Annotated in this window: 22 protein-coding genes and 1 pseudogene; 6 read left to right on the forward strand and 17 right to left on the reverse strand. The window is 38.5% G+C overall.

Annotated elements, in window-relative coordinates; genetic code table 11:
• Positions 1–207 precede the first annotated feature (207 nt).
• From ACS125_RS16410 to ACS125_RS16420, 3 genes are read left to right on the forward strand one after another with little or no spacing between them, the layout of a single operon-like run.
• Positions 208–780: a nuclear transport factor 2 family protein gene (locus ACS125_RS16410; RefSeq protein WP_443273374.1), complete on the forward strand. Its 573-nt coding sequence runs from the start codon at positions 208–210 to the stop codon at positions 778–780.
• Entirely contained in the window at positions 747–1241 is a 495-nt protein-coding gene (locus ACS125_RS16415; protein WP_443273376.1) for a chalcone isomerase family protein, read from the forward strand. The genes ACS125_RS16410 and ACS125_RS16415 overlap by 34 nt, the downstream gene beginning before the upstream one ends.
• A 17-nt stretch (positions 1242–1258) precedes the next feature.
• Positions 1259–1954, forward strand: a complete 696-nt coding sequence (locus tag ACS125_RS16420) for a response regulator transcription factor (RefSeq protein WP_353157457.1) — start codon at positions 1259–1261, stop codon at positions 1952–1954.
• Here the strand turns inward: ACS125_RS16420 and ACS125_RS16425 are convergent.
• The 10 genes from ACS125_RS16425 to ACS125_RS16470 all read right to left on the reverse strand — a co-directional run bounded on the left by ACS125_RS16425 (position 1951) and on the right by ACS125_RS16470 (position 12266).
• On the reverse strand, positions 1951–3279 hold the full coding sequence (locus ACS125_RS16425; RefSeq protein ID WP_443273379.1) for a sensor histidine kinase: 1329 nt from the start codon (positions 3277–3279) through the stop codon (positions 1951–1953). The genes ACS125_RS16420 and ACS125_RS16425 overlap by 4 nt on opposite strands.
• A 29-nt stretch (positions 3280–3308) precedes the next feature.
• The gene (locus ACS125_RS16430; RefSeq protein ID WP_443273381.1) at positions 3309–4358 is read right to left on the reverse strand and encodes an SAM-dependent methyltransferase; all 1050 of its coding nucleotides are present in this window, start codon (positions 4356–4358) and stop codon (positions 3309–3311) included.
• 8 nt (positions 4359–4366) lie between these two features.
• Positions 4367–5146 carry a DUF1295 domain-containing protein gene (locus tag ACS125_RS16435; protein ID WP_174738834.1) on the reverse strand — a complete coding sequence of 260 codons (780 nt, stop codon included), beginning with the start codon at positions 5144–5146 and terminating at the stop codon, positions 4367–4369.
• Between the two features lie 29 nt (positions 5147–5175).
• On the reverse strand, positions 5176–6375 hold the full coding sequence (locus tag ACS125_RS16440) for an SAM-dependent methyltransferase (protein WP_174727682.1): 1200 nt from the start codon (positions 6373–6375) through the stop codon (positions 5176–5178).
• Positions 6372–7163 (reverse strand): DUF1365 domain-containing protein, encoded by a 792-nt coding sequence (locus ACS125_RS16445; RefSeq protein ID WP_443273384.1) that lies wholly within the window; start codon positions 7161–7163, stop codon positions 6372–6374. The genes ACS125_RS16440 and ACS125_RS16445 overlap by 4 nt, the downstream gene beginning before the upstream one ends.
• Positions 7164–7184: 21 nt before the next feature.
• Positions 7185–8447, reverse strand: coding sequence for an NAD(P)/FAD-dependent oxidoreductase (locus tag ACS125_RS16450; RefSeq protein WP_443273386.1), 1263 nt, complete (start codon positions 8445–8447; stop codon positions 7185–7187).
• Positions 8444–9415, reverse strand: a complete 972-nt coding sequence (locus ACS125_RS16455) for an acyl-CoA desaturase (RefSeq protein ID WP_443273388.1) — start codon at positions 9413–9415, stop codon at positions 8444–8446. Before ACS125_RS16455 ends, ACS125_RS16450 begins: the two co-directional genes overlap by 4 nt.
• A 119-nt stretch (positions 9416–9534) precedes the next feature.
• Positions 9535–10098, reverse strand: coding sequence for a lipocalin family protein (locus tag ACS125_RS16460; protein ID WP_443273390.1), 564 nt, complete (start codon positions 10096–10098; stop codon positions 9535–9537).
• Between the two features lie 96 nt (positions 10099–10194).
• The gene (locus ACS125_RS16465; protein ID WP_443273392.1) at positions 10195–11598 is read right to left on the reverse strand and encodes a heavy metal sensor histidine kinase; all 1404 of its coding nucleotides are present in this window, start codon (positions 11596–11598) and stop codon (positions 10195–10197) included.
• The gene (locus tag ACS125_RS16470; RefSeq protein ID WP_443273394.1) at positions 11595–12266 is read right to left on the reverse strand and encodes a heavy metal response regulator transcription factor; all 672 of its coding nucleotides are present in this window, start codon (positions 12264–12266) and stop codon (positions 11595–11597) included. Before ACS125_RS16470 ends, ACS125_RS16465 begins: the two co-directional genes overlap by 4 nt.
• Before the next feature lie 125 nt (positions 12267–12391).
• On the opposite strand from ACS125_RS16470, the gene ACS125_RS16475 reads away from it, so the two are divergent.
• The gene (locus ACS125_RS16475) at positions 12392–12859 is read left to right on the forward strand and encodes a GlcG/HbpS family heme-binding protein (protein WP_443274008.1); all 468 of its coding nucleotides are present in this window, start codon (positions 12392–12394) and stop codon (positions 12857–12859) included.
• An 11-nt stretch (positions 12860–12870) separates the two neighbouring features.
• A complete protein-coding gene (gene uraH, locus ACS125_RS16480; RefSeq protein ID WP_005046214.1) occupies positions 12871–13272 on the forward strand; it encodes a hydroxyisourate hydrolase in 402 nt (133 codons plus the stop codon).
• Positions 13273–13332: 60 nt separating this feature from the next.
• Here the strand turns inward: uraH and ACS125_RS16485 are convergent.
• Positions 13333–13539, reverse strand: a pseudogene (locus tag ACS125_RS16485) (hypothetical protein); the annotation flags it as partial.
• Between the two features lie 16 nt (positions 13540–13555).
• On the reverse strand, positions 13556–14461 hold the full coding sequence (locus tag ACS125_RS16490; RefSeq protein ID WP_081399489.1) for an NAD(P)/FAD-dependent oxidoreductase: 906 nt from the start codon (positions 14459–14461) through the stop codon (positions 13556–13558).
• A 105-nt stretch (positions 14462–14566) separates the two neighbouring features.
• Here ACS125_RS16490 and ACS125_RS16495 point away from each other — a divergent pair, with 105 nt between their 5' ends.
• Positions 14567–15022, forward strand: a complete 456-nt coding sequence (locus tag ACS125_RS16495) for an Rrf2 family transcriptional regulator (protein ID WP_034596577.1) — start codon at positions 14567–14569, stop codon at positions 15020–15022.
• Positions 15023–15127: 105 nt separating this feature from the next.
• Here the strand turns inward: ACS125_RS16495 and ACS125_RS16500 are convergent, their stop codons facing one another.
• The 5 genes from ACS125_RS16500 to ACS125_RS16520 all read right to left on the reverse strand — a co-directional run bounded on the left by ACS125_RS16500 (position 15128) and on the right by ACS125_RS16520 (position 19685).
• Positions 15128–15835 carry a PqiC family protein gene (locus tag ACS125_RS16500; protein WP_004791343.1) on the reverse strand — a complete coding sequence of 236 codons (708 nt, stop codon included), beginning with the start codon at positions 15833–15835 and terminating at the stop codon, positions 15128–15130.
• A complete protein-coding gene (locus ACS125_RS16505) occupies positions 15825–17492 on the reverse strand; it encodes a PqiB family protein (RefSeq protein WP_443273397.1) in 1668 nt (555 codons plus the stop codon). Before ACS125_RS16505 ends, ACS125_RS16500 begins: the two co-directional genes overlap by 11 nt.
• A gap of 7 nt (positions 17493–17499) precedes the next feature.
• Positions 17500–18309: a paraquat-inducible protein A gene (locus ACS125_RS16510; protein WP_296522543.1), complete on the reverse strand. Its 810-nt coding sequence runs from the start codon at positions 18307–18309 to the stop codon at positions 17500–17502.
• Positions 18306–18914: a paraquat-inducible protein A gene (locus ACS125_RS16515; protein WP_004791338.1), complete on the reverse strand. Its 609-nt coding sequence runs from the start codon at positions 18912–18914 to the stop codon at positions 18306–18308. Before ACS125_RS16515 ends, ACS125_RS16510 begins: the two co-directional genes overlap by 4 nt.
• Positions 18915–19124: 210 nt before the next feature.
• Positions 19125–19685: a TetR/AcrR family transcriptional regulator gene (locus ACS125_RS16520; protein WP_443274010.1), complete on the reverse strand. Its 561-nt coding sequence runs from the start codon at positions 19683–19685 to the stop codon at positions 19125–19127.
• Between the last annotated feature and the right edge of the window lie 378 nt (positions 19686–20063).

Here is a 20063-nt window from a genome sequence, read left to right on the forward strand (position 1 = left end):
TTCTTAAATTTTTTCTTGCTTATCTTATTTATTAATCTTAAACGCTGTGAAGTCGATAGAAATTTTTAAGTTGATTAGACCTAGTTTATTAAATTTCCAAAACAGAAAACGCTCTCCATTAAACCCAAATCATAAAACATAAGAATTCACGCAAAATTCACGACCAGCTCTTTAATTTAATCTTATAAAGTTGGCTTGGATATCGACATGAAAATTATAACTACAGCCCTAGGGTTGATTACTTTGGTAGGTTTAACGGCGTGTAAAAGTGTGCCTAGTTACTCAGGTGACTATGGCAAAGCTGAACAAAAAATTACTGGTATAGAATTAGATGATCAACAGGCACTAGATATCGGTAATCGTTTTGTTGCCGCATTTAATACGCTTGGCACCCCTTCTTTTGTGAATAACGCGAGTCATCTTTACGCTGATCAACTTTATATCAACGATACACTCTCGCAGTTCTCTCAAAAGCAAGATCTCATTAAGCATTTTGAAGGCATGAATGCCCGAGTGAGTAATGTCACTGTAAAACTCATTAGTGCAACTCATCACCAAGATACAGCCTACATTCATTGGTACATGACCTATGACTTTAAAATGTTAGGTCGCTCAAAAACCATGGCTTCTTATGGAATTAGTCAAATTAAGATTAATGAGCAACAAAAAATTATTTTCCAGCAAGATTATTGGGATCCAGCGAATGGCCTTTACCGTTCTTTACCAATATTTGGAGGAGTATATAAATGGGTATTACCGTTCAAAAAAGTCGAGTCTTGATATTTCTAGGAATCTTAATCGCATCTCAGGCGAATGCGACTGAACTAAAAAAATGCAGTTCAGCACCTTTAATGGTGACGAGTAAGAATGTAGGAAATGTCAGTTACTTTGCTGAAGACTGCCTAAAAAATTGGCAAAGCCAAAGCATCAAACTGGACTTTAGCTATAACCGCGATATTCCCGAGTGGGCATTTAAACGCGCAGCAGCCCATTTTTTGAAGAAAAATGTTAGCGGCTTTGATGCAAAATCTCCGCTTAATCATATTAATGAACTATATAGGCCAATTAAAAGTGGAGATCTCTATAGCCTCTATTACCAACATGAAAATCAAAAACTAGAACTAAAATTAAACCAGAAGCTACTGGGTTCTTTAAACAATCCGAATGCAAATCAATATTTTAAAATCTGGTTTGGTAGCGAACCATTTAATGCTAAATTAAAACAACAACTATTAAATTAATGGCTTAATAAAATCTCATGGGTAATCACTTTATCCTCATGGTTGAGGACCATTTTGAACTCGCAGCAACGGTCTGTGAATTTCTTGAAGTGCATGGTTATGTGATCGATCATGCGCGCAATTTAGATGCTGCACGGACTTTTCTCAAATCGCAGCATTATCATCTTTTGCTGCTCGACATAAATCTGCCCGATGGCTCAGGTTATGATCTATGCAACTGGCTACGCACCGAACAAGGTGTGGATATTCCCGTTCTTATGCTAACAGCAAGAGATACTTTAGATGACAAACTTAAAGGCTTTACTGCTGGCACAGATGATTATTTGGTAAAACCTTTTGATTTTAATGAATTAGTGATGCGGATCCGCGCATTAATAAAAAGAGCAGCTGGTGAAGTTACTCATCATAAAATTCAGATTCACGACTTAGTTCTTGATAGCGCAACTCAAACCGTGGTTCGTGCCGGAAATAATATCGAGTTACCCCCTATTCAATTCAAACTATTAAAAATTTTGATGCGCCAGTCTCCAAAAGTGGTGACCAAACAAGAACTGATGATGGAGCTATGGGGCGATGAAGAACCTGAAAGTGATGCGTTACGCAGTCACATCTACAACTTAAGAAAAATGGTTGATAAACCTTTTGATCCTAAATTATTACACACAGTAGCAGGTGTCGGTTTAAAGATTGCTTTAGACAGTTCAGCAAGTTAACTCAAATAAACCACAACAATTAAGCCCGTGGTCGGTTCCAAATCGAGCTCGGGATGGGTGGTTAAATAATATTGTCGATCAAACAACTCGACTCGCCATCCTAATTGTTTGCAAAGCTTTTGTACCAATTGCAAACCAATTCCATGGCCCTTCGCCTTTAAAGACAGTTGTGAATCGCTGAGCTCTTGCACCTTGACATCGTTAGGTAAAGAAATTCCAATTCCATTATCGGCAATAATTAGGCTGTTTTTTTGTTGAATAATGTCGATTTGTGAACCTTGCGAATAGTTCAGTGCATTACGTAAAATATTGCTTAACACCATTTGTGTCATAGAGGGATATAACCAACGCGGCTGTTCAGAAAGATCAGGTTGAATATGAATATGTATGCCCTTACTCTCACTGACCGCATCTAAACTTTCGACTAATTCATTTACAGTCTTAGATAAAAAATTCTTTTCAGAAGGTAAGCTTTTTACTGTATTACGTGCGATTGCCAGTAAGGTGTCGACTAATAACTGCATGTCCTCAATCGTATTATGAAGTCGAACTAGGGCTTTATCTTCTCCATACTTCGCCTGACAAAGTTGCACATTACCCTTTAAGATTGTGAGCGGAGTGCGTAACTCATGACTCACATCTCCAGTAAATTCTCTTTCGCGTCGAATAAAATCGCTTAAAACCTGATGATATTTTTCCAAGGCTTGTTTGAGATATTCTGCTTCCATATTGCCATTGGTATTAATATCTTTAAAAGGAGAAGCTTGAGTGTCTTGATGTGCCCAATCAATATTTTCTAAAGCATTTGCTAAACGCGTAATTGGGGAAAAATAGCGTCTTGCTCTTCGGTTTGACCACCACAGAAAGCTATATAGAACAGATAAACTGAACATAAGTGGAGCAAGTCCAAATAACCAGATCAGCTTATTGACATTACTTTCGCCAAATACCAATAGAACATGCTGACCGTTATGTTCTCCATATACCGTCATACGTTCTTTACCATCAACAAATATTCGGTGAACCCCACTTTCTAACCGCATATCTTTAAAGGGTTGTGGTGCGACCTGTGTATTCCACCGATATCCATATAAATTTTTGGTATCTGGTAAATCTGCATTTGGATTACGTTCGATGCGTAACCAATAATGTTCCATTTCCTGCTCTAAAGCAGTTTTAAGTAAAGAGCCTTTAATCACCCAAGCACTACAAGCCAACCCGACCACGATCGATAATGCAATCAGACCAATCTGCAACCAATAATATCGATTGAACATTTGGGCTAATGGATGACTAGCTTTGCCATCGTTTCGAGTTCTTATCATATCTTTATCGCCGGGATAGGCTGTAGAAATTACAATGCTCTCTTTTTAAATAAAAAGTGACCAATGACCCATTCTTGTCCTTGCTCAAAACCGAATAGCTCAGCACAAGCCATGAAGAAAATACGCCAGCGTTGCCACCAAATATTGGCATCTTTTCCATAAATTCTTTTAAACAGTGGTTTCAGTTCGACTTCTTGGTTATCCATATTCTCAAGCCAAGCATTTGCCGTTCTCATATAGTGCTCACCCGACCACTGCCACTGTTGAGCCAACTCTAAATGCTCTTGAAAATGCAAAAAAGTTGAAGTCGACGGCATTAAACCGCCAGTAAAGAAATACTTGGACATCCAATCATAATCTGATTTCACTTCAAAAGGATAATGTAAAAAGCGATGACAAAAAATATGGCACCAGAGTAAGCCATCTACTTTTAACCATCCCTGAATTTTTTCAAAAAGACGTTGATAGTTACGAACGTGTTCAAACATTTCAACTGATACAACACGATCAAACTGACCTTTTTCTAGTTCAAGCACATTTACATCACAGGTAAGTACTTCAATATTGTTTAAACCTCTTAACTTTGCTTGCCCAAGAATATGCCTCTTCTGTGTAGCAGAGTTAGAAACTGCCGTAATCTGTGAACGTGGATAGTTTTCTGCCATCCACAAAGTTAAAGAACCCCAGCCACAGCCTAGCTCTAAGATGTGTTGACCATTTTTAAGTTGTGCTCTTTCACAATAAAGCTGAAGTGCGAGTTCCTCTGCCTGATCTAAAGTTGTTGTTTTAGTCGGGAAATAACATGCACTGTATTTGAGTCTTTTTCCAAGCACCGCCTGAAAAAACTCAGTGGGTAATTCATAGTGCTGCTCGTTTGCTTTATCTGTTTCAACGGCGATTTCACTCCGTTTTAACATATTAAGTACATCCATATAGCGCTGTGCCCCTTGTTCAGGGTCATAACGGCCTTCTTGAATTAAGCGTTTTTTGCTTAAAGCACGAATTGCAGCTCGAATGGCATGATCTGGAATCACACCACTTTCAACAATTTTCAAAGACTGATGAACAATAAAATCCATATGCGCACCTATTTTTTGGGTTTTCGCGGAATAAACATTGATGTTTTTTGTTGATAATCAAGATAATTTTGACCGCGACTTTTAATTGCTTGTTTTTCACTAAATGGAATACCCGTGACGTAATATAAAAACAGCCACATCAGTAACGGATAAATCCACAATAAATATTGGCCTGCCGCTAAGCCAATGATTGGATAGGCAAACCAATGTAACCATTCAAAAAAATAATTTGGGTGACGTGAGTAACGCCATAAACCCTGATCCATCGTTTTGCCATGATGTTCTGGATTTAATTTAAATCGATATAACTGCTGATCAGCGAGCTGCTCTCCAATGAAAGCAATCGCCATAATTACAGCTGCAATCACTAAAGTGACTTTATATCCACTACTCCATTCAGTTGCTTCTACATTGAGGAGTGTCCACATTGGTAAAAAGAACAAACACACTAAAAGTGTTTGAAAGATAAAAAATAAAAAGAAGCCAACATGCTGAAACTTTCCCAGGGCTTGACGCATGTTTGCGTAACGACCATCTTCTTTTTGTTCAGATTGATAACGTCTTAACAGATGCCAAAATAATCTTAGAAACCATAAGCCGCTAAAAATACCAATAAACAGACGTACTTCAACAGGAGCAACTGAAATGAGTAAAGAAGACACAATAATGTTTAATGCCAGACAGAAACTCCATGCGGCATCTACAATTCCAGCTCGGCCATTTGCGGTAGCAAGTAACCAACTTATCAACATGATAAATAAGTCTAGAATCAGTAAATTCAAAAACATAAGCAGTCTCCTTACTTGAGCTGTTTGAGTTAGTAACTGCTACTTTCAAACAACAAGTGAACATTGCTTATCACGCCTTCTTTAAAACCACCCTCGCAATAACATAAATAGAAATCCCACATGCGAATGAAGTTTTCATCGAAACCCAGAGCCAATACTTCTTCTCGTGCGGTTAAAAACCGTGCTCGCCAGTGATGAATTGTTTGTGCATAACTTAAACCGATATCATTTAAATGCTTTAGCCTTAAACCACTTTCAGAGGCGGTTTGAGTTAATACACTCACGCTAGGAATAAAGCTACCAGGAAAAATATAGCGCTTAATATAATCAACTGTATTTAATGCTTTTTTATATCGAAAATCTTCAATGGTAATGGCTTGAATAAAGGCTAGACCTTTCGGTTTTAACAGTGTTTTACATTGATCAAAATATGTCGGCAAATATTGCGCTCCAACAGCCTCAACCATTTCAATTGAAACAAGCTTGTCGAACTTTCCTTCAAGTAAGCGGTAGTCTTTGAGTTGCACATCAATTCGATGTGCCAAACCCGCTTCATTTACACGGATAACAGCTTCATCATATTGAGCTTGTGAAATGGTAATGGTGGTCACTCTACAGCCATAATGCTCAGCTGCGTAAATTGCAAAACCTCCCCAACCGCTTCCAATTTCAACCAAATGATCCATTGGTTTTAAATCTAACTTTTTGCAGATGATCTCTTTTTTTAGATCTGATGCTTCTTCGAGTGTCATATTTTCATTTTCAAAAACTGCACTCGAGTACATTAAAGATGGATCTAAAAATAATTTAAAAAAGTCGTTGCTTAAGTCGTAGTGCTCAGCAATATTTTTACGGCTGCCACTTATAGAATTCTTTCGATTTTGATACCAAGCCTTAAGAAAAAACTGGCTCGCTTGAGCAATAACATTTTGATTAAGTTGGTCTAGTACATCTCGATTACGTGCCAAGATCTGAATCAACTCTACAAGTTGCTCGCTGCTCCAGTCACCACGGATATAGCCTTCCGCAGCCCCTAAAACACCATTTTTCAAAATGAGATCCATAAGCAAAGGATTGTGAACTTCAATTACAGCATGCAAGTCTGATACTTCACCAACCGTACCATTCCATGCACCCTGAAAAGTGATCTGTCCATGGCGTAGTTTGAGAAGACTTTTGAGTAGCACTGGTAGTGAGTCATCCTCACCATACAGAAATGTTTTTATCATGTCTTATCTACCTTGATCTTTTTAGGATGACGATAAAATGGAACTTTTTTTCGCCACAACTTAAATGCCTCTAAATATATTGAAAACAGCATTTTAAAAGGCGCTAAGCTGTTCACAAGAGCATATCGATATTGCTGTGAAGGAAATGTGATGGGCACAAGTTCAAAGCGCATAGTGGCATCAAAGAGTTGTTTTTGCTCTTCAAAAAGCTGCATGTGAATGACATTTTGCTGATCTGAAAAACTAAACCGCCAGCGGTAAGTCAACTGCATGGGCATGAACGGCGAAACATGAAATGATTTTTCAAAGTTAAAATCGAAACTCTGATAATCACTCATATTTCTTTGTTGTTTTGAGCAGTCGTGTATATAAACTTTTCGTTCATTCCACGGAGTATTGGTAATTTCACTGACAATAAATACGGGTTTTCCAGTTTTATTTAAAACAAAATAAAATACGACTGAATTAAACCGAAAACCTAAACAACGAGGCAAAGCCAACACTCGGATTTGCCAGTCTGGCCGAAGATGTAAGTGATTATTTTGCAGTATCGCTTTCTCTACTCTGTCTCTTATAGAACCGTGATACATGTTTAAAAAATCATTTTTAGATAGCTTTAATACATTCCAGTGATCGGTCGACCAAAGTGAACAATCTTTTGAAATCTCATCTAATTGATCTGGATCGAACCATAAATAATTTAGGGTCGATGTGAATTGATGCGGTTTCGGGCTATAGCGTCTGTGACGAATAAGTGCAGGAGCGATAGCAAGTTTATTTAATAACATTTGAAAGCTCCTTACTTATTGTTATAACGCTAAAAGTTGTTCTACAGCACGTGCTGCGCTACGGGCGCCATCTTCGTGAAAGCCCCAGCCCCAATACGCTCCACAAAACGAAGTGCGATTTTTACCATTAATTTCTTGCCAGCGAGATTGAGCTTGAATTGCTTTTGCATCAAACACAGGATGACGATATTTACGCTCAACCAAGATGTCTTCAGCTTTAATTTTCATATTTGGATTTAACGTAGAAAAAATCTGAGTAGCACAGGATAAATTCTGTAAATTGTTCATCCAGTAGGTAAAACCATAATGTATGTCGGATACTTCGTTTTGGACTTGAGATGTAGGAGTTACATGGACATGCCAGCTTGCCCACTGCAAACGGCTTTTAGGCATAATTGAAAGATCACGGTGAACCACCATCCGATTATCTTGATAACCAAATTGGCTTAATATTTCCTGTTCAAGTTCTGACGCATCTTTTATTAGGCTTAGGCTATCGTCAGCATGGCTTGCAAAAATCACCCAGTCGTACTGGGCTTGCCCCTCAACGGTTTCAATCAAAACTGTTTCGTGCGAACGGCTTACAGCTTTTACTTCTGCAAATTTCCACTCAATGGATGGACAATCCTTTTGAATAGCACGAATATAACTTGCTGAGCCGTGTTTAACTGTTTGCCACTGCGGGCGCTCTTTTAACTGCAACATGCGGTGATGTTGAAAAAAACTCACCACAAATCGATATGGAATTTGGCCTACCTGCTCAACGGGAGCCGACCATAATGCACCACACATCGGATAAAGGTGCTCATAACGGAACTCATGACTATATTTATGGAGGTCTAAATACTCTTCAATCGATAAATTTGGATCGATATCTGTAACATCTATATCTTTGTTATCATCATAAAAACGTAGCAAATCTGAGAGCATTTGCAGGAATTTACGGTTTAAAAAGTTCTGTGGACGGGCAAAGAGCGACCATTTTTTTGAAGGATTGTATTGAAGTCCACTCACCAGATTATTCACTGAAAAACTCATATCGCTGCTTTGAGTTTCTACACCTAATTTTTTTAGCATGTCGGTAAATAACGGATAGTTGTAGTCATTAAATACGATAAAACCACTATCTACCGCGACTTTAGCGCCTTCTACCTCTAGCTCGTGAGTGTCAGTATGACCGCCAAAATAGTTATTTTTTTCAAATACGGTGACTTGATGTTGTTTTGACAATCTCCAAGCTGCGTAAAGTCCAGATATACCTGAACCAATAATGGCAATTTTCATAACACTTCACCGTTTTCAATTTTTTCTATCGATAGTTTTTTAATCTTTTTATATTGATAAACCTTGTCTGGTACTGGCTTTAGCCCCCACACCAAACCAAATAAAGACATCAGTTTGAGCACATAAAAGGTGATATCAATCTGCCACCAATAAAAACCTTGACGCACACTGCCCGCGTAAAAGTGGTGGTTGTTGTGCCATCCCTCACCTAAGGTAATTAAAGAAAGTAAAAAGTTATTACGGCTGTCATCTGGGGTATTAAACTCTCTTGAACCATAACGATGCGCGAGTGAATTAATACATAACGTTGCATGCGTTAATAGAACTGTTGAAATTACAAAACCCCACACCAAAAGCTGTAAGCCATTAGTACCCAACTCAGGAAAATGTTGTGCAAGCCATGAACCGAAACCATAAATTGCTAAAGCCGTCAAAATCACAATAGGTAAACTAAATCGGTCCAGCCAAATCAGCTCAGGATATTTCAACCAGTCTTTAATGACTTTTTTTCGAGTGGCAAAATTTTGCTCATTTAAAAACCAGCCTACATGGGAATACCAAAAGCCTGCCTTAGCTGAATGCGGGTCCTGATCGGTGTCGGTAAAATGATGGTGATAACGGTGATGTGCTGCCCACCATAATGGTCCGCGCTGTGCACTCATGGTTCCAATGAGTACAAATATGAATTGAACAATACGTGAGGTCTGAAAAGTTTTATGAGAAAGATAGCGATGGAAAAAAGCAGTAATTGCAAACATGCGAAGAAAATAAAAACCCAGCATGAAGACAACTGCAAACCAAGATACGCCCACCCAGAACACAGCTAAACAAGCGATATGCAATAAAATAAAAGGAATTATTCTTAACCATTGAATGTTCTTTTCAATGACATATTCGCTAGAAGTACCCACTTGCGCATTTTCTGAATCTGACCAGCTATCGATCCAGCGCAGAAAAAATTTAGACATTGATTCTTCCTGATCTAAAGCATTTCTTTTGGTTCTAATGTAGAAAATGCGCAATGAATTTTATGTGAAGTTCACTCGATTACGAGATAAATATAAGCATCTACGCAACCAGCACTTCGCTATTTAGACTGGGTTGTTTTAACGAGTTTAGAAACGTCGTAACCATAGCTTTTTGCGGTTTGCAAATAAGACTGATATGTCGCCTCATCAATTTGAGGACTACGAGAAAGAATCCATAAATATTTCTGGCTTGGGCCACCGACTAAAGCGACCTGATAATTCTGATCAACTCTTAAAACCCAGTAATCGCCTTTTGTAAAAGGAAGCCATCTAAGGCCAGATGGTAAAAAGCTTACCTTCAATTTACTGTTGCCTTCATTTTGCGGGTAGGCAACCCCTTCAGATGAGATCATTTCACCTTTTTTAGTCGTACAACTATTTAAAACACCAACGGTTTTGTCCGCGTTAATAGAATAGTTTGCAGTTGTATTGGCTACGCAATTACGCTGAAAAAACATCGGTAAATGCGCAATCTCATACCACTTACCTGCATATTTATTAATATCGATAGATTCAACAGCGACAGGTTTCGTATTTGTGTCGGCGTAAGTGCTCAAAGGAAGCATTAAGCTCACCGCTGCAAGGCTGCTGCTGATGACAAGTGACTTAAATAATAATTTCATGATTGCCCTCTTTTGTTTATTTGATACGTTTAAACATACTTTAGAGGGCTGTGAACAAAGTGTGAATTTTACAAATTAAGGAATATTAATAAAGATTTAATTATATTTCTTTACAGCAGCTGCAACTGGAAAATCAAGCTCAAAACACACACCCTCGACCGTGTTATAAACTCGATAGAGACCATGATGTAGATCCATAATTGAAGCAACAATCGACAAACCTAATCCACCTGTTTGATTGTAATCACTTCGACTTGAGTGACATTGGTAGAATCTTTCAAAAAGATGCTCAAGTTGATGTTCAGCAATTGAAACCCCACCCGTTACCACAGTCAGGCTGACCCATTGCGTATGCTCAATCATCTTATGTTTAGTTACGATATAAATAGTTCGCTTGTCACCACCGTGAACCAACGCATTTAAAATCAGGTTATAAACGGCTCTTTGAAAAAGCTCAGGATCTGCAAATAAATTTTTAGCCTCTAAGTTAAAACTAAAATGACACTCTTGTTCTTCAGCTTGATATTCAAAAATCTGGCATAGGCCATCTATAACGTCTTGAACGTTTATTTCCTGTTTGTTTATAAGAACCATTTTCTGATCGGCTCTTGCCAAGAAAAGCATACTATCAATCATGCGTTTTAATCTGTGGTAATCATCTAAATGAGACACCAGCAAATCTTCATATTGCTCAACCGAGCGTTCGCCAGTTAAAGCAATCTCGGTTTGCCCAATCAGATTATTTAAAGGCGTACGGAACTCATGAGCGATATCTTCAGAAAAACGGTTGAGCTGTGTATAGCCTTTTTCGATACGCTCAAGCATGTGGTTTATATCTTTTGAAAGCAGATCAACTTCTAAAGGAGAATTTGATAGGTTTAATCTTTTCTGGAGCTGATTTGCATTAATAGAATGAGTTTGCTTGCGAAGCTGTTGTAGCGACCGTAAACCTAAATGACAAGCTAAAATACAAAGCACAAAGATCGCAAACACGCCCCCGACCACATACATCAAGAGACTTTCTTGAAAAGGTAAAAGAATATTGATGCGTTCCGACCACTGTTTACCTGCAATGAGCAGATAAGGCTCGTTATTAATTTTTATGGTTTTCCAAGCAATTCGTGTTGGATATGAGTTGTTGGCTAAATCTTGAAATTGAAGACTGTTGCGCTGTGCAAGTTCAGGTAACTGAATATGGAGCGGATTGATATTAATTAAAGCTTTGTCTTTATGGATCAGTAGAAACAAATTATCTTGGTTGCCAAGCATGTTTTGATACAGCTTAGGACGCGCAATGATTTGCTCTACATTTTCGCTATCTTGCAGCAAAATTTCCAAACGGTTAATTCTGTCTGCTAAAGCTTTATCTTGTTGCTTTAATAAAATCTGGTTAATACCTAAATAGGTCATAAAGCCGACTGAACATAAAATCAAGGCAGAACAAAGCGTGACCAGTAATGTAATACGGACTTCAAGAGAACGCAGAAATTTAAAGTTCATAAGCTAACCGAAATTTTATAGCCCAAGCCACGTATGGTATGAATGAGTTTTAACTCATATCCCTCATCAATTTTGCTCCGTAAACGGCGTACTGCGACGTCAATAAAGTTAGTATCGGTGTCAAAGTTAATATTCCAAACTTCGGAGCCAATTTGTCTGCGCGTCACAATTTGCTGTTTGTTAAGCAACATGTAACGCAACAAATTAAATTCGGTTTTGCTTAGCTCAATTAAGTTGCCACTACGCCATACTTTATGGCTGACCACATCCATTTTTAAATCACTAATAGACAGCTCATTTTCTTGTAGATATTGCTGTCTTCTTAACAGACTTTTAATACGTGCCAACAGTTCAATATACGAAAATGGTTTAGCCAAGTAATCGTCTGCACCCAACTCTAACCCTTTCACTCTATCCATCACCTGATCTTTTGCCGTTAAGAAAATCACCGGAATTTTTGAAAACTGGCGTAGGACTTGTAATACACTCCAGCCGTCTATGTCTGGCAGCATGACATCAAGAATAAGCAATTCATATTGATCTCTCTTTAGCAATTCCAACCCTTGCAGCCCTAAGTGAACACACTCTGCTTGATATCCAGACTCTTTTAATCCTTTGACCAAATAAGTGGCGATCTTGATCTCGTCTTCAATAATAAGGATACGCATTTTGTAGAGACTCATTAGAAAGATGACAACTTTGTAATGTGATTGTCATGCTTGAAATTAAGCAATTTGTTTAAGATTTTCAAAGCGACATAGAGGCAATCATTATGAAAAAATTGAACTGGCTGATGTTAGCAGCCGTGCTATTCGGTAATAGTACTTTTGCACAGCCCCCTGCTTTGAATCAAGTTTATTCGTTAGATCTAAAAACTGCGCATCTGCTAGCCGACAGTGCTAAAGAGGCCTGCAAAAAACTAAATCAAAATATTGCGGTCGTTGTTGTAGATCGCGGCGGTAATCCTTTAACTGCCGAACGGCATGAGCTGGTGGGTCCGCATAATTTAATGGCTGCCGAGAAAAAAGCCTATACCGCTTTATCTACCAAAACATCGACCTTGGTTTTAAGCCAAAACAGTAACCAAAACCCTAATGCAAAAAATTTAACCACCTTAGCAAGTTTACTTTTGTTAGGTGGCGGCATACCTGTTCGTTTTGAGAATCAAGTGATCGGAGCAATTGGGGTTGCAGGTGCTGGCGGTGCACAAAATGACAATCAATGCGCAAGCAAAGCCATTGAAACTATTTTTCATTCATAAGGAGCTTTACCATGCCTAAATCATTTATTGCTTTATCTTCATTATTTATTGCTTCAGCTACGTTTGCTCAAACTAATCCGCTAAGTGTGCATGTGTTAAACCTAGAAACGGGTTTGCCCTCTTCTCAGGTTGAAGTGGTTTTAGAAAAAAACACCAATAACCAGTGGGTTAAGCTCAACCAGCAAGTAACCGATTCAAATGGTCGTATCACTGCGCTCTATCCAGAAAACAAAAAACTAGAGCAAGGGGTTTATAAAGTTACCTTTAAAACTGAAGACTGGTTTAAAAAGAACAAACAACAAACTTTTTTTGCTGAAGTACCTGTAATTTTTAAAGTCGATGGAAGCGTAAATCACTACCATATTCCGTTACTACTTAGCCCTTACGGTTATTCAACCTATCGAGGCAACTAAAATAGAAAACCCCTTTATCTGTTGTACACAAATAAAGGGGTTGGTTAAAAGCGATGCGTTTTACGAACAAACGCCATTGCTAATAACTGATTTTTTATTTGAATCCAAAGCTACAATTGAAGAAGAAACCGTATTAATAATTTAAGTCATGGCCTCACTTGAAGCACTCACAATTGCATCCATCTTTTTAGCTTTTTGATCAATCGGCTGCTTAAAAGCAATTCGACAATTGAGCTGGGATCCTGTATTCGTGATGATCTTAGTAGAATGCAGTTTTCCTAATTTACGATGAACCATTAAGAATAAGCGAACGGTGAGCGCTTACCCCTGCCATCATTCCATCTGCAACTGCGAATGGAACCGAACCACCTAAACGTGCAATATCACCGCAAGCAAAAACCCCTTTTACCGTGGTGTCTTTTGTCGCATTTGTTTTGATTATTTGTCCAAACGGCGTGTCTTCGACTTCACATCCAAGCTCGGCCAGCCAAGGTTGAGTAATATATGTACGTGTTGGAATAAACAGTCCATCCAAAGCAATAACCTTTCCATCCGTAAACACAATCTCTGCCTCACTTCTGATTTCATGAATAACACATGGCTCTACAATCACTCCACGTTTTTGTAAGGAAGTATGCCATTCTGTATGAATGAGTTGATCATTTCCATTAAGTAAAAGCGTGGTTGGGCCCCAATCAGGCAGTATCATCGCCAATTGTAAGCTGTGTTCTGACGTGGCCAAAATACCGATTTTTCCTTTTTCTAACTCGTATCCATGGCAATATGGACAATGAAAAACCGTTTTTCCCCATCTTTCAGCCAAACCCGCTATTTCTGGCAACTGATCACTAACTCCTGCCGCAATAATAATTTTTTTAGTTTGAATGGAATACACTCCATCAATACAAATACAAAAACCTTCATCTATTTTTGCAATTTTTTTAACTCTCCCATTTTGCCATTCAACAGTGCTATAAACTTCTAATTGTTTTTTTGCAATTTCAACAATTTCATTAGCTTGAGTTCCATCTTGGGTAAGGAATCCATGAGAATATTCAGCAAAACGATTTCTTCTTTGCCCTGCATCAATTATCGCAATGTTTCTACGTGCACGGGCCAACGGCATTGCTGCTGATAAACCCGCATAACTGCCACCAATAATCGCAACGTCATACAGCATTTTATTCACCCTTAATAAGTAACTTATGAAGTTACATTAATGCCTTTTATTTTAATTTGCAACTTTTCATGTTACATTTTATACATTCTATTGATCGCGCTGTTTTTTGTGCTTATGCGTACAGACAATAAACTTTCCCGAATACTTCATGTGCTTTTACACATGGCGAGGCAAAATCGCAGTTTTACTTCTGAAGAAATTGCCAAAATGTTATCAACTAATCCTGTAGTTATTCGTCGTACCATGATTGGGTTAAAACAGGCTAACTTTGTACAATCAGAGAAAGGGCCGGGCGGTGGTTGGCACTTAATAGGAGATATAGAAAAAATTACGCTTCTTGATATTTATAAGGCTATTGGTGAACCTACAATTTTTGCAATCGGCAATGAAAGAAAAAATCCGGAATGTGCTGTAGAACAAGTCGTCAATGCAGCTCTAGATACAAGTATTCAAGCTGCACAGGCGATTTTGATTCAACATTTAAAAGAAACTACTCTAGCCGATCTTGCAAGATCATTTGATCAAATTTGTATTGAAAAAGGATGGGATTTAAAACACTCACATGAGTAAATTTTTCCTCACAGCTTTTAACTAACAATTAAAGAACCTAAAACCGGATGGAATTATCAAATTTTATCCGGCATTTAACCGGATAAAACGTGTATAGATTTAATATTAAGAACAAACACCATTGCTAATAACCGATTTTTTATTTGAATCTAACGCCACAATTGAAGAAGAAACCGTATTAATAATTTGAGTCATGGCCTCACTTGAAGCACTCACAATTGCATCCATCTTTTTAGCTTTTTGATCAATCGGCTGTTTAAAAGCAATTCGACAATTGAGCTGGGATCCTACATTAGTGATGACTTTTGCATTATTTGACTCTAATTGAGTGGGTGGTATTTGACGCTTCACCACCCAAGATACCGCAATATTAATATAGCTTTTATCTACAATATCAAAATGAGAAAAGTCCGTAGAAACTCGATATAACGGTTGATTGTTTCCAGCCAGCCCACTGCTATAACTGTCAATTGCCCCTAATTTTTGCTGTAAACCCGCCGACAAGGTATCGCGTAATTGCGTACCCATAGTCGATGTCCAGCGTTCATTATTTAATACCGTAGATTTACCACTACTGTCTTGTAGCACCAAAGGCGCACGGTCCAATCGGTCTGGAATCCCGACCGGTAATACTTCAATCACCTGCACAGTTGATTTTGTAGCCGCAGTGATTTTAGGAGACATCGTATAATAGTTTGGTGTCGGTGAACTCGAGCAGGCCGTCATGGCAACTGCTGTTAAAAACAGGCCACTCCCAAGCAGCCATTTGGCTGCTTTAGGATGCTGAAAAGATAGAGTGTTTTTATTTTTCATCATCGGTCTCTGGTGTTTTACCACGAATAATTGATTCAGGGTGTTGTTCAATATAGTCTGCCATTAACTGTAATGAAGCTGCCGCACGTGTCATTTGCTGCAATGCTTTACGTACGTCTTGTTGTAACGGCGCATCACTCGACAAAATAGACTCAGATGATCTTACCGTTTTACGGACATCGTCCAAGGTTGCTTGTAAACCAGGTGCAACTTTTCCATCCAACTGCTTAACCAGTTTGTCGGTAGAGGCAATGGCCGTGTTCATATTGTTGAGCGTTTTACGTACATCCTGCCCAATCTCAACTAACGGGAATTTCGTTAACTTGTCAGCAATCTGAGAAACTTGTGCTTGTAAGCCACTGAGTTCGGTCTGCGTAGTTGGAATCACCACACGGTCATCACTCAAGATTTGTAATTTGGCTGGTTTAGCTTTAGGGAACTTATCTAGGGCAATATAGTTTTGACCCGTGAGTAAGTTGCCTGTTCTCATTTGAGCACGCCATCCATGTTCAACAAAGTCTTTGAAGATTTCACTATTCGGATTAAGTGCCAAACCTTTTTCAACACGTGAAGGATAAAAAACGGCATCAACACGCATACGCATCTGCTTATAGTCGTTAGTAAATTCAGCATTAATCGCTTTAACATTACCAACTTCAATACCCATGAAGTCAATTGGTGCACCGACTGCCAATCCACGCAATGAATGATCAAAATACATAATCACACCACGAGGTTGTCCATCTGGATCTTTCAATGCATCAGATTTTGAATCCCAAAGGTTAAAGCGGCTATGATTTGCTGCTGTGGTCGCATGTGAGTTTTCAGGGTATCCAAAAGCAATACCACCCGCAACAATACTTGCAAGCGACTGGGTATCTAAATTAAAGCCGGAAGCATTTAAAGTTACATCGATTCCGCTCGCCTGCCAAAAACGTGCATCGGTAGTGACAAACTTGTCATACGGTGCACGAATAAAGGTTTGCAGTTCAACATTTTTACCATCATCAGATAATTTATAAGCTGTAATTTGCCCCACATTAATTCGACGATAATAAATCGGAGAACCGATATCTAAAGATCCCAAATCATCTGCATTTAAGAAAAATATTTTTCCGGGCACATCTGAAGATATAACTGGCGGTATCTCTAACCCAGTAAATTCAAGTTTTTTCTCCTCCGATTTACCCCCATCCACTTCAATATATGAACCTGACAATAAAGTATCGATGCCTGAAACCCCACTCGTCCCAATACGTGGTCGCACTACCCAAAATCGTGAATCTTTTGCTGCAAAGTTACTCGCGTCTTTACGCAAATCAATTCTGGCAATCACGTGGGAACGATCTTCCGAAAGATCAATTTGTCGTACTACACCAATATCCACCTGCTTATAACGAACAGTTGTTTTACCTGCAACCAGCCCCTCAGCCGTCCTAAAAGATACGTCAATTGTAGGGCCGTGAGACAAGAGCGCTTTTATCGCTAATGAAAGCGCAATTAAAAGAGCAATCAATGGAATGAGCCAAATTAAAAGAGGTCTCCACCGACTTTTCTTTTCTTGGGGTTCTGGTAAATCATTCATGCTATCCAGTTCAACATCTGTATCACGACGATCTGAGTTACCAGTGGTTAGTTCATTTTCAGACATACTCATTGTTCTTTTATTGACTGGGATTAATGGAATCATTATTCAACGGCGGGTGTTCTGCCTGAATAATCGTTGATTTTTCTGAAGCGAAAGAAGAAGGTTTGTTTGTATTTTGAGATGCGTAGAAGTTATCCCAAATCAGTCGCGGGTCAAAACTTAAAGATGCAAACATGGTCAACACCACAACCGCACCAAAAGCAATCGAACCTGGCCCTGCTAAAATGGTAGCAAGCGATTGAATCTGAATAAGCGCTGTTAAGAGGGCTACCACAAAAACATCAATCATTGACCAGCGCCCGATAAACTCGACAACTCGATATAATTTAACGCACTGCTCAGGTAAAAATTTCCAAGCTGACGATTGTTGAAGATATACCGCTACCAATAAAAAATACAAAATCAGCAGCTTTAACATTGGAATAAAAATACTGGCCATGAAAATAACCACTGAAACCAGATAGTCTCCACTTTGCCAAAAGTAAATGACACCACTCATGATGGTATCTTGCTGACTACCTAAAAGTGAGTCAGTTACCGTCATTGGAAGTACATTGGCTGGAATATACAGAATAGTTGCAGCCACCACTAAAGCAAAAGTTCGATTTAAACTCGCTGGCTTACGTGAATGCAGTACGCTATTACAGCGAATACAACGTAAAACTTGAGCGTTTTGGTTGAGTCGTTTTTTTTCATTTTTAACAGAATTTACGATACCACAGCAGTGACACACAATTAATGAGAGATCTTTGGCTCTTGGATATTGTTGAATCATCGATGCTTGCTGCGAGCTTTTTGTCTGGGTCACGCTTTTTATCGTTTTCATGGCAGTGACCTATCAATTTCGTTCCAAATATCACTCACCTTTATAGAAGTAATATAAACCAACAATACACTCAAGATCGCAAATGCCCATAAAGCAATCTCTGGAATGACTAAGACCATTCCGATTAACTTCACAAGTGTGACCAAAATCCCGATTAAGAACACCTCAACCATTCCCCACACTCTCATAAAATAAAGTGTGCGTAAGGCAAACACCAAAAATGTGGGTCTTCTCTTCAATATACTCACTGTACCTAACACATAGGAAAGTAATAAAAGATAGGAAAGCGGAACAATAAAAGTAGTAATTAAGATCAGTACGCCAACAAAAGCCCGATCATAATGAAACATCACCCAAACCGCACCAAGTAAAGTGGTTTCAGAGATATTTCCCTGCAATTCAATTTTTACAATAGGAAAGCTATTGGCAAGAATAAATACGATTAATGCAGTTAAGATTAAAGCCAGCAATGTCGAAAAAGGCTTGGTGTGCCGATAGAGTTCAGCGCCGCAACATACGCAATAAGCTCTTTTTCCATAAGCAAGCGGGGTTCTACGATAGACTGTATCGCACTCCTCACAACCTGCTAATTCTTTAAGCCGCATAGTTATACTCTGAAATTTATAATTTTTACTTTGTCAGAACTGCTTGCTACAACGCTTGCATAAAATTCTACTTCTAAGCAATGTGCCAAACTAATCTCATTTCTTCAAGAGAAAATTGAATAACGACTCTACCGTTTACTTTATTAAATTATAGAAATAACAGAAAAGGATATAAAAAAGCCCCTTTATAAAAAGGAGCTTCCACTTAGTCTAAACCGAAGAAATCATCAGTAAAAAGTAATCTAAAAGCTTATCTCGTTCATCTATCTGATTCTGCCCTACAAGTTGAACCATTGCTCCATCAATCACAAATAAAAACAGGTGAGCATCTTCCATTGAAGCGGTAGCCTTTAGGGTTAAAAGTAATTTATAAATTTCATTAATGAACCAGTTTCGATAATCAATGACGACTTTATATGCAGCAGGATAAAGCTTCTCAATTTCAAAAATGGCTTTAAATGGCAAGCGGTAAAAGCCTTCTAAATTGGTATGTAAAAAGTAAATTTGCTTGAGTTTATCAAGCACCATGAGTTCTTGGTACGAATAGAGAATTGAAAATACCTTGTCTTTTAACGCGTCTTTTTGAAAAGTCAGACACATCTCGATGAGCCTTTCTTTCGAATGAAAGTCATTATAAAAAGTAGCTTTGGCAACTTTAGCTTCCGCAATAATTCGGTCAACACCGACTTTATGAAAACCATATTGATTAAATAAAACTCTTGCTATGTGGAGCACTCGCAGTGCTCTAAATGAAGCCTCTAAATTTGGCATAAATATTCTGCTCAAAGATAATTTTTTGTTGTATATAAAAGAGATAGAAATGCCGTCACTCTTAAAATGAGTGCTAAAAACAGGCATGGGAAAGCCGCACAATAAGGGTGTGCTCGCCTATCTCTGGTTTATTGTTGCTATGTTTTAGTCGTAACGATTGTTAAGGTGTAGAAACCTTGATTCAATTCAGCTTTTTTGGAGACCAATTAAGTGATGTGGGCAAAGAGGGCTTGGTAAAGACCAATAAAAGAGATGAAATAAAATACATAGAGGACTCCTCATGTCTAAAGAAGTTCTACCGAATTACTGTCAAATAATTATGGTGGCAGAACGAGAGAAGGTTGACAGACTGGTTAGACGCCAGCACACCCAAGGGTG

Origin of the sequence: Acinetobacter sp. PFS20, assembly GCF_052261015.1 — a bacterium.
Taxonomy (GTDB): Bacteria; Pseudomonadota; Gammaproteobacteria; order Pseudomonadales; family Moraxellaceae; genus Acinetobacter.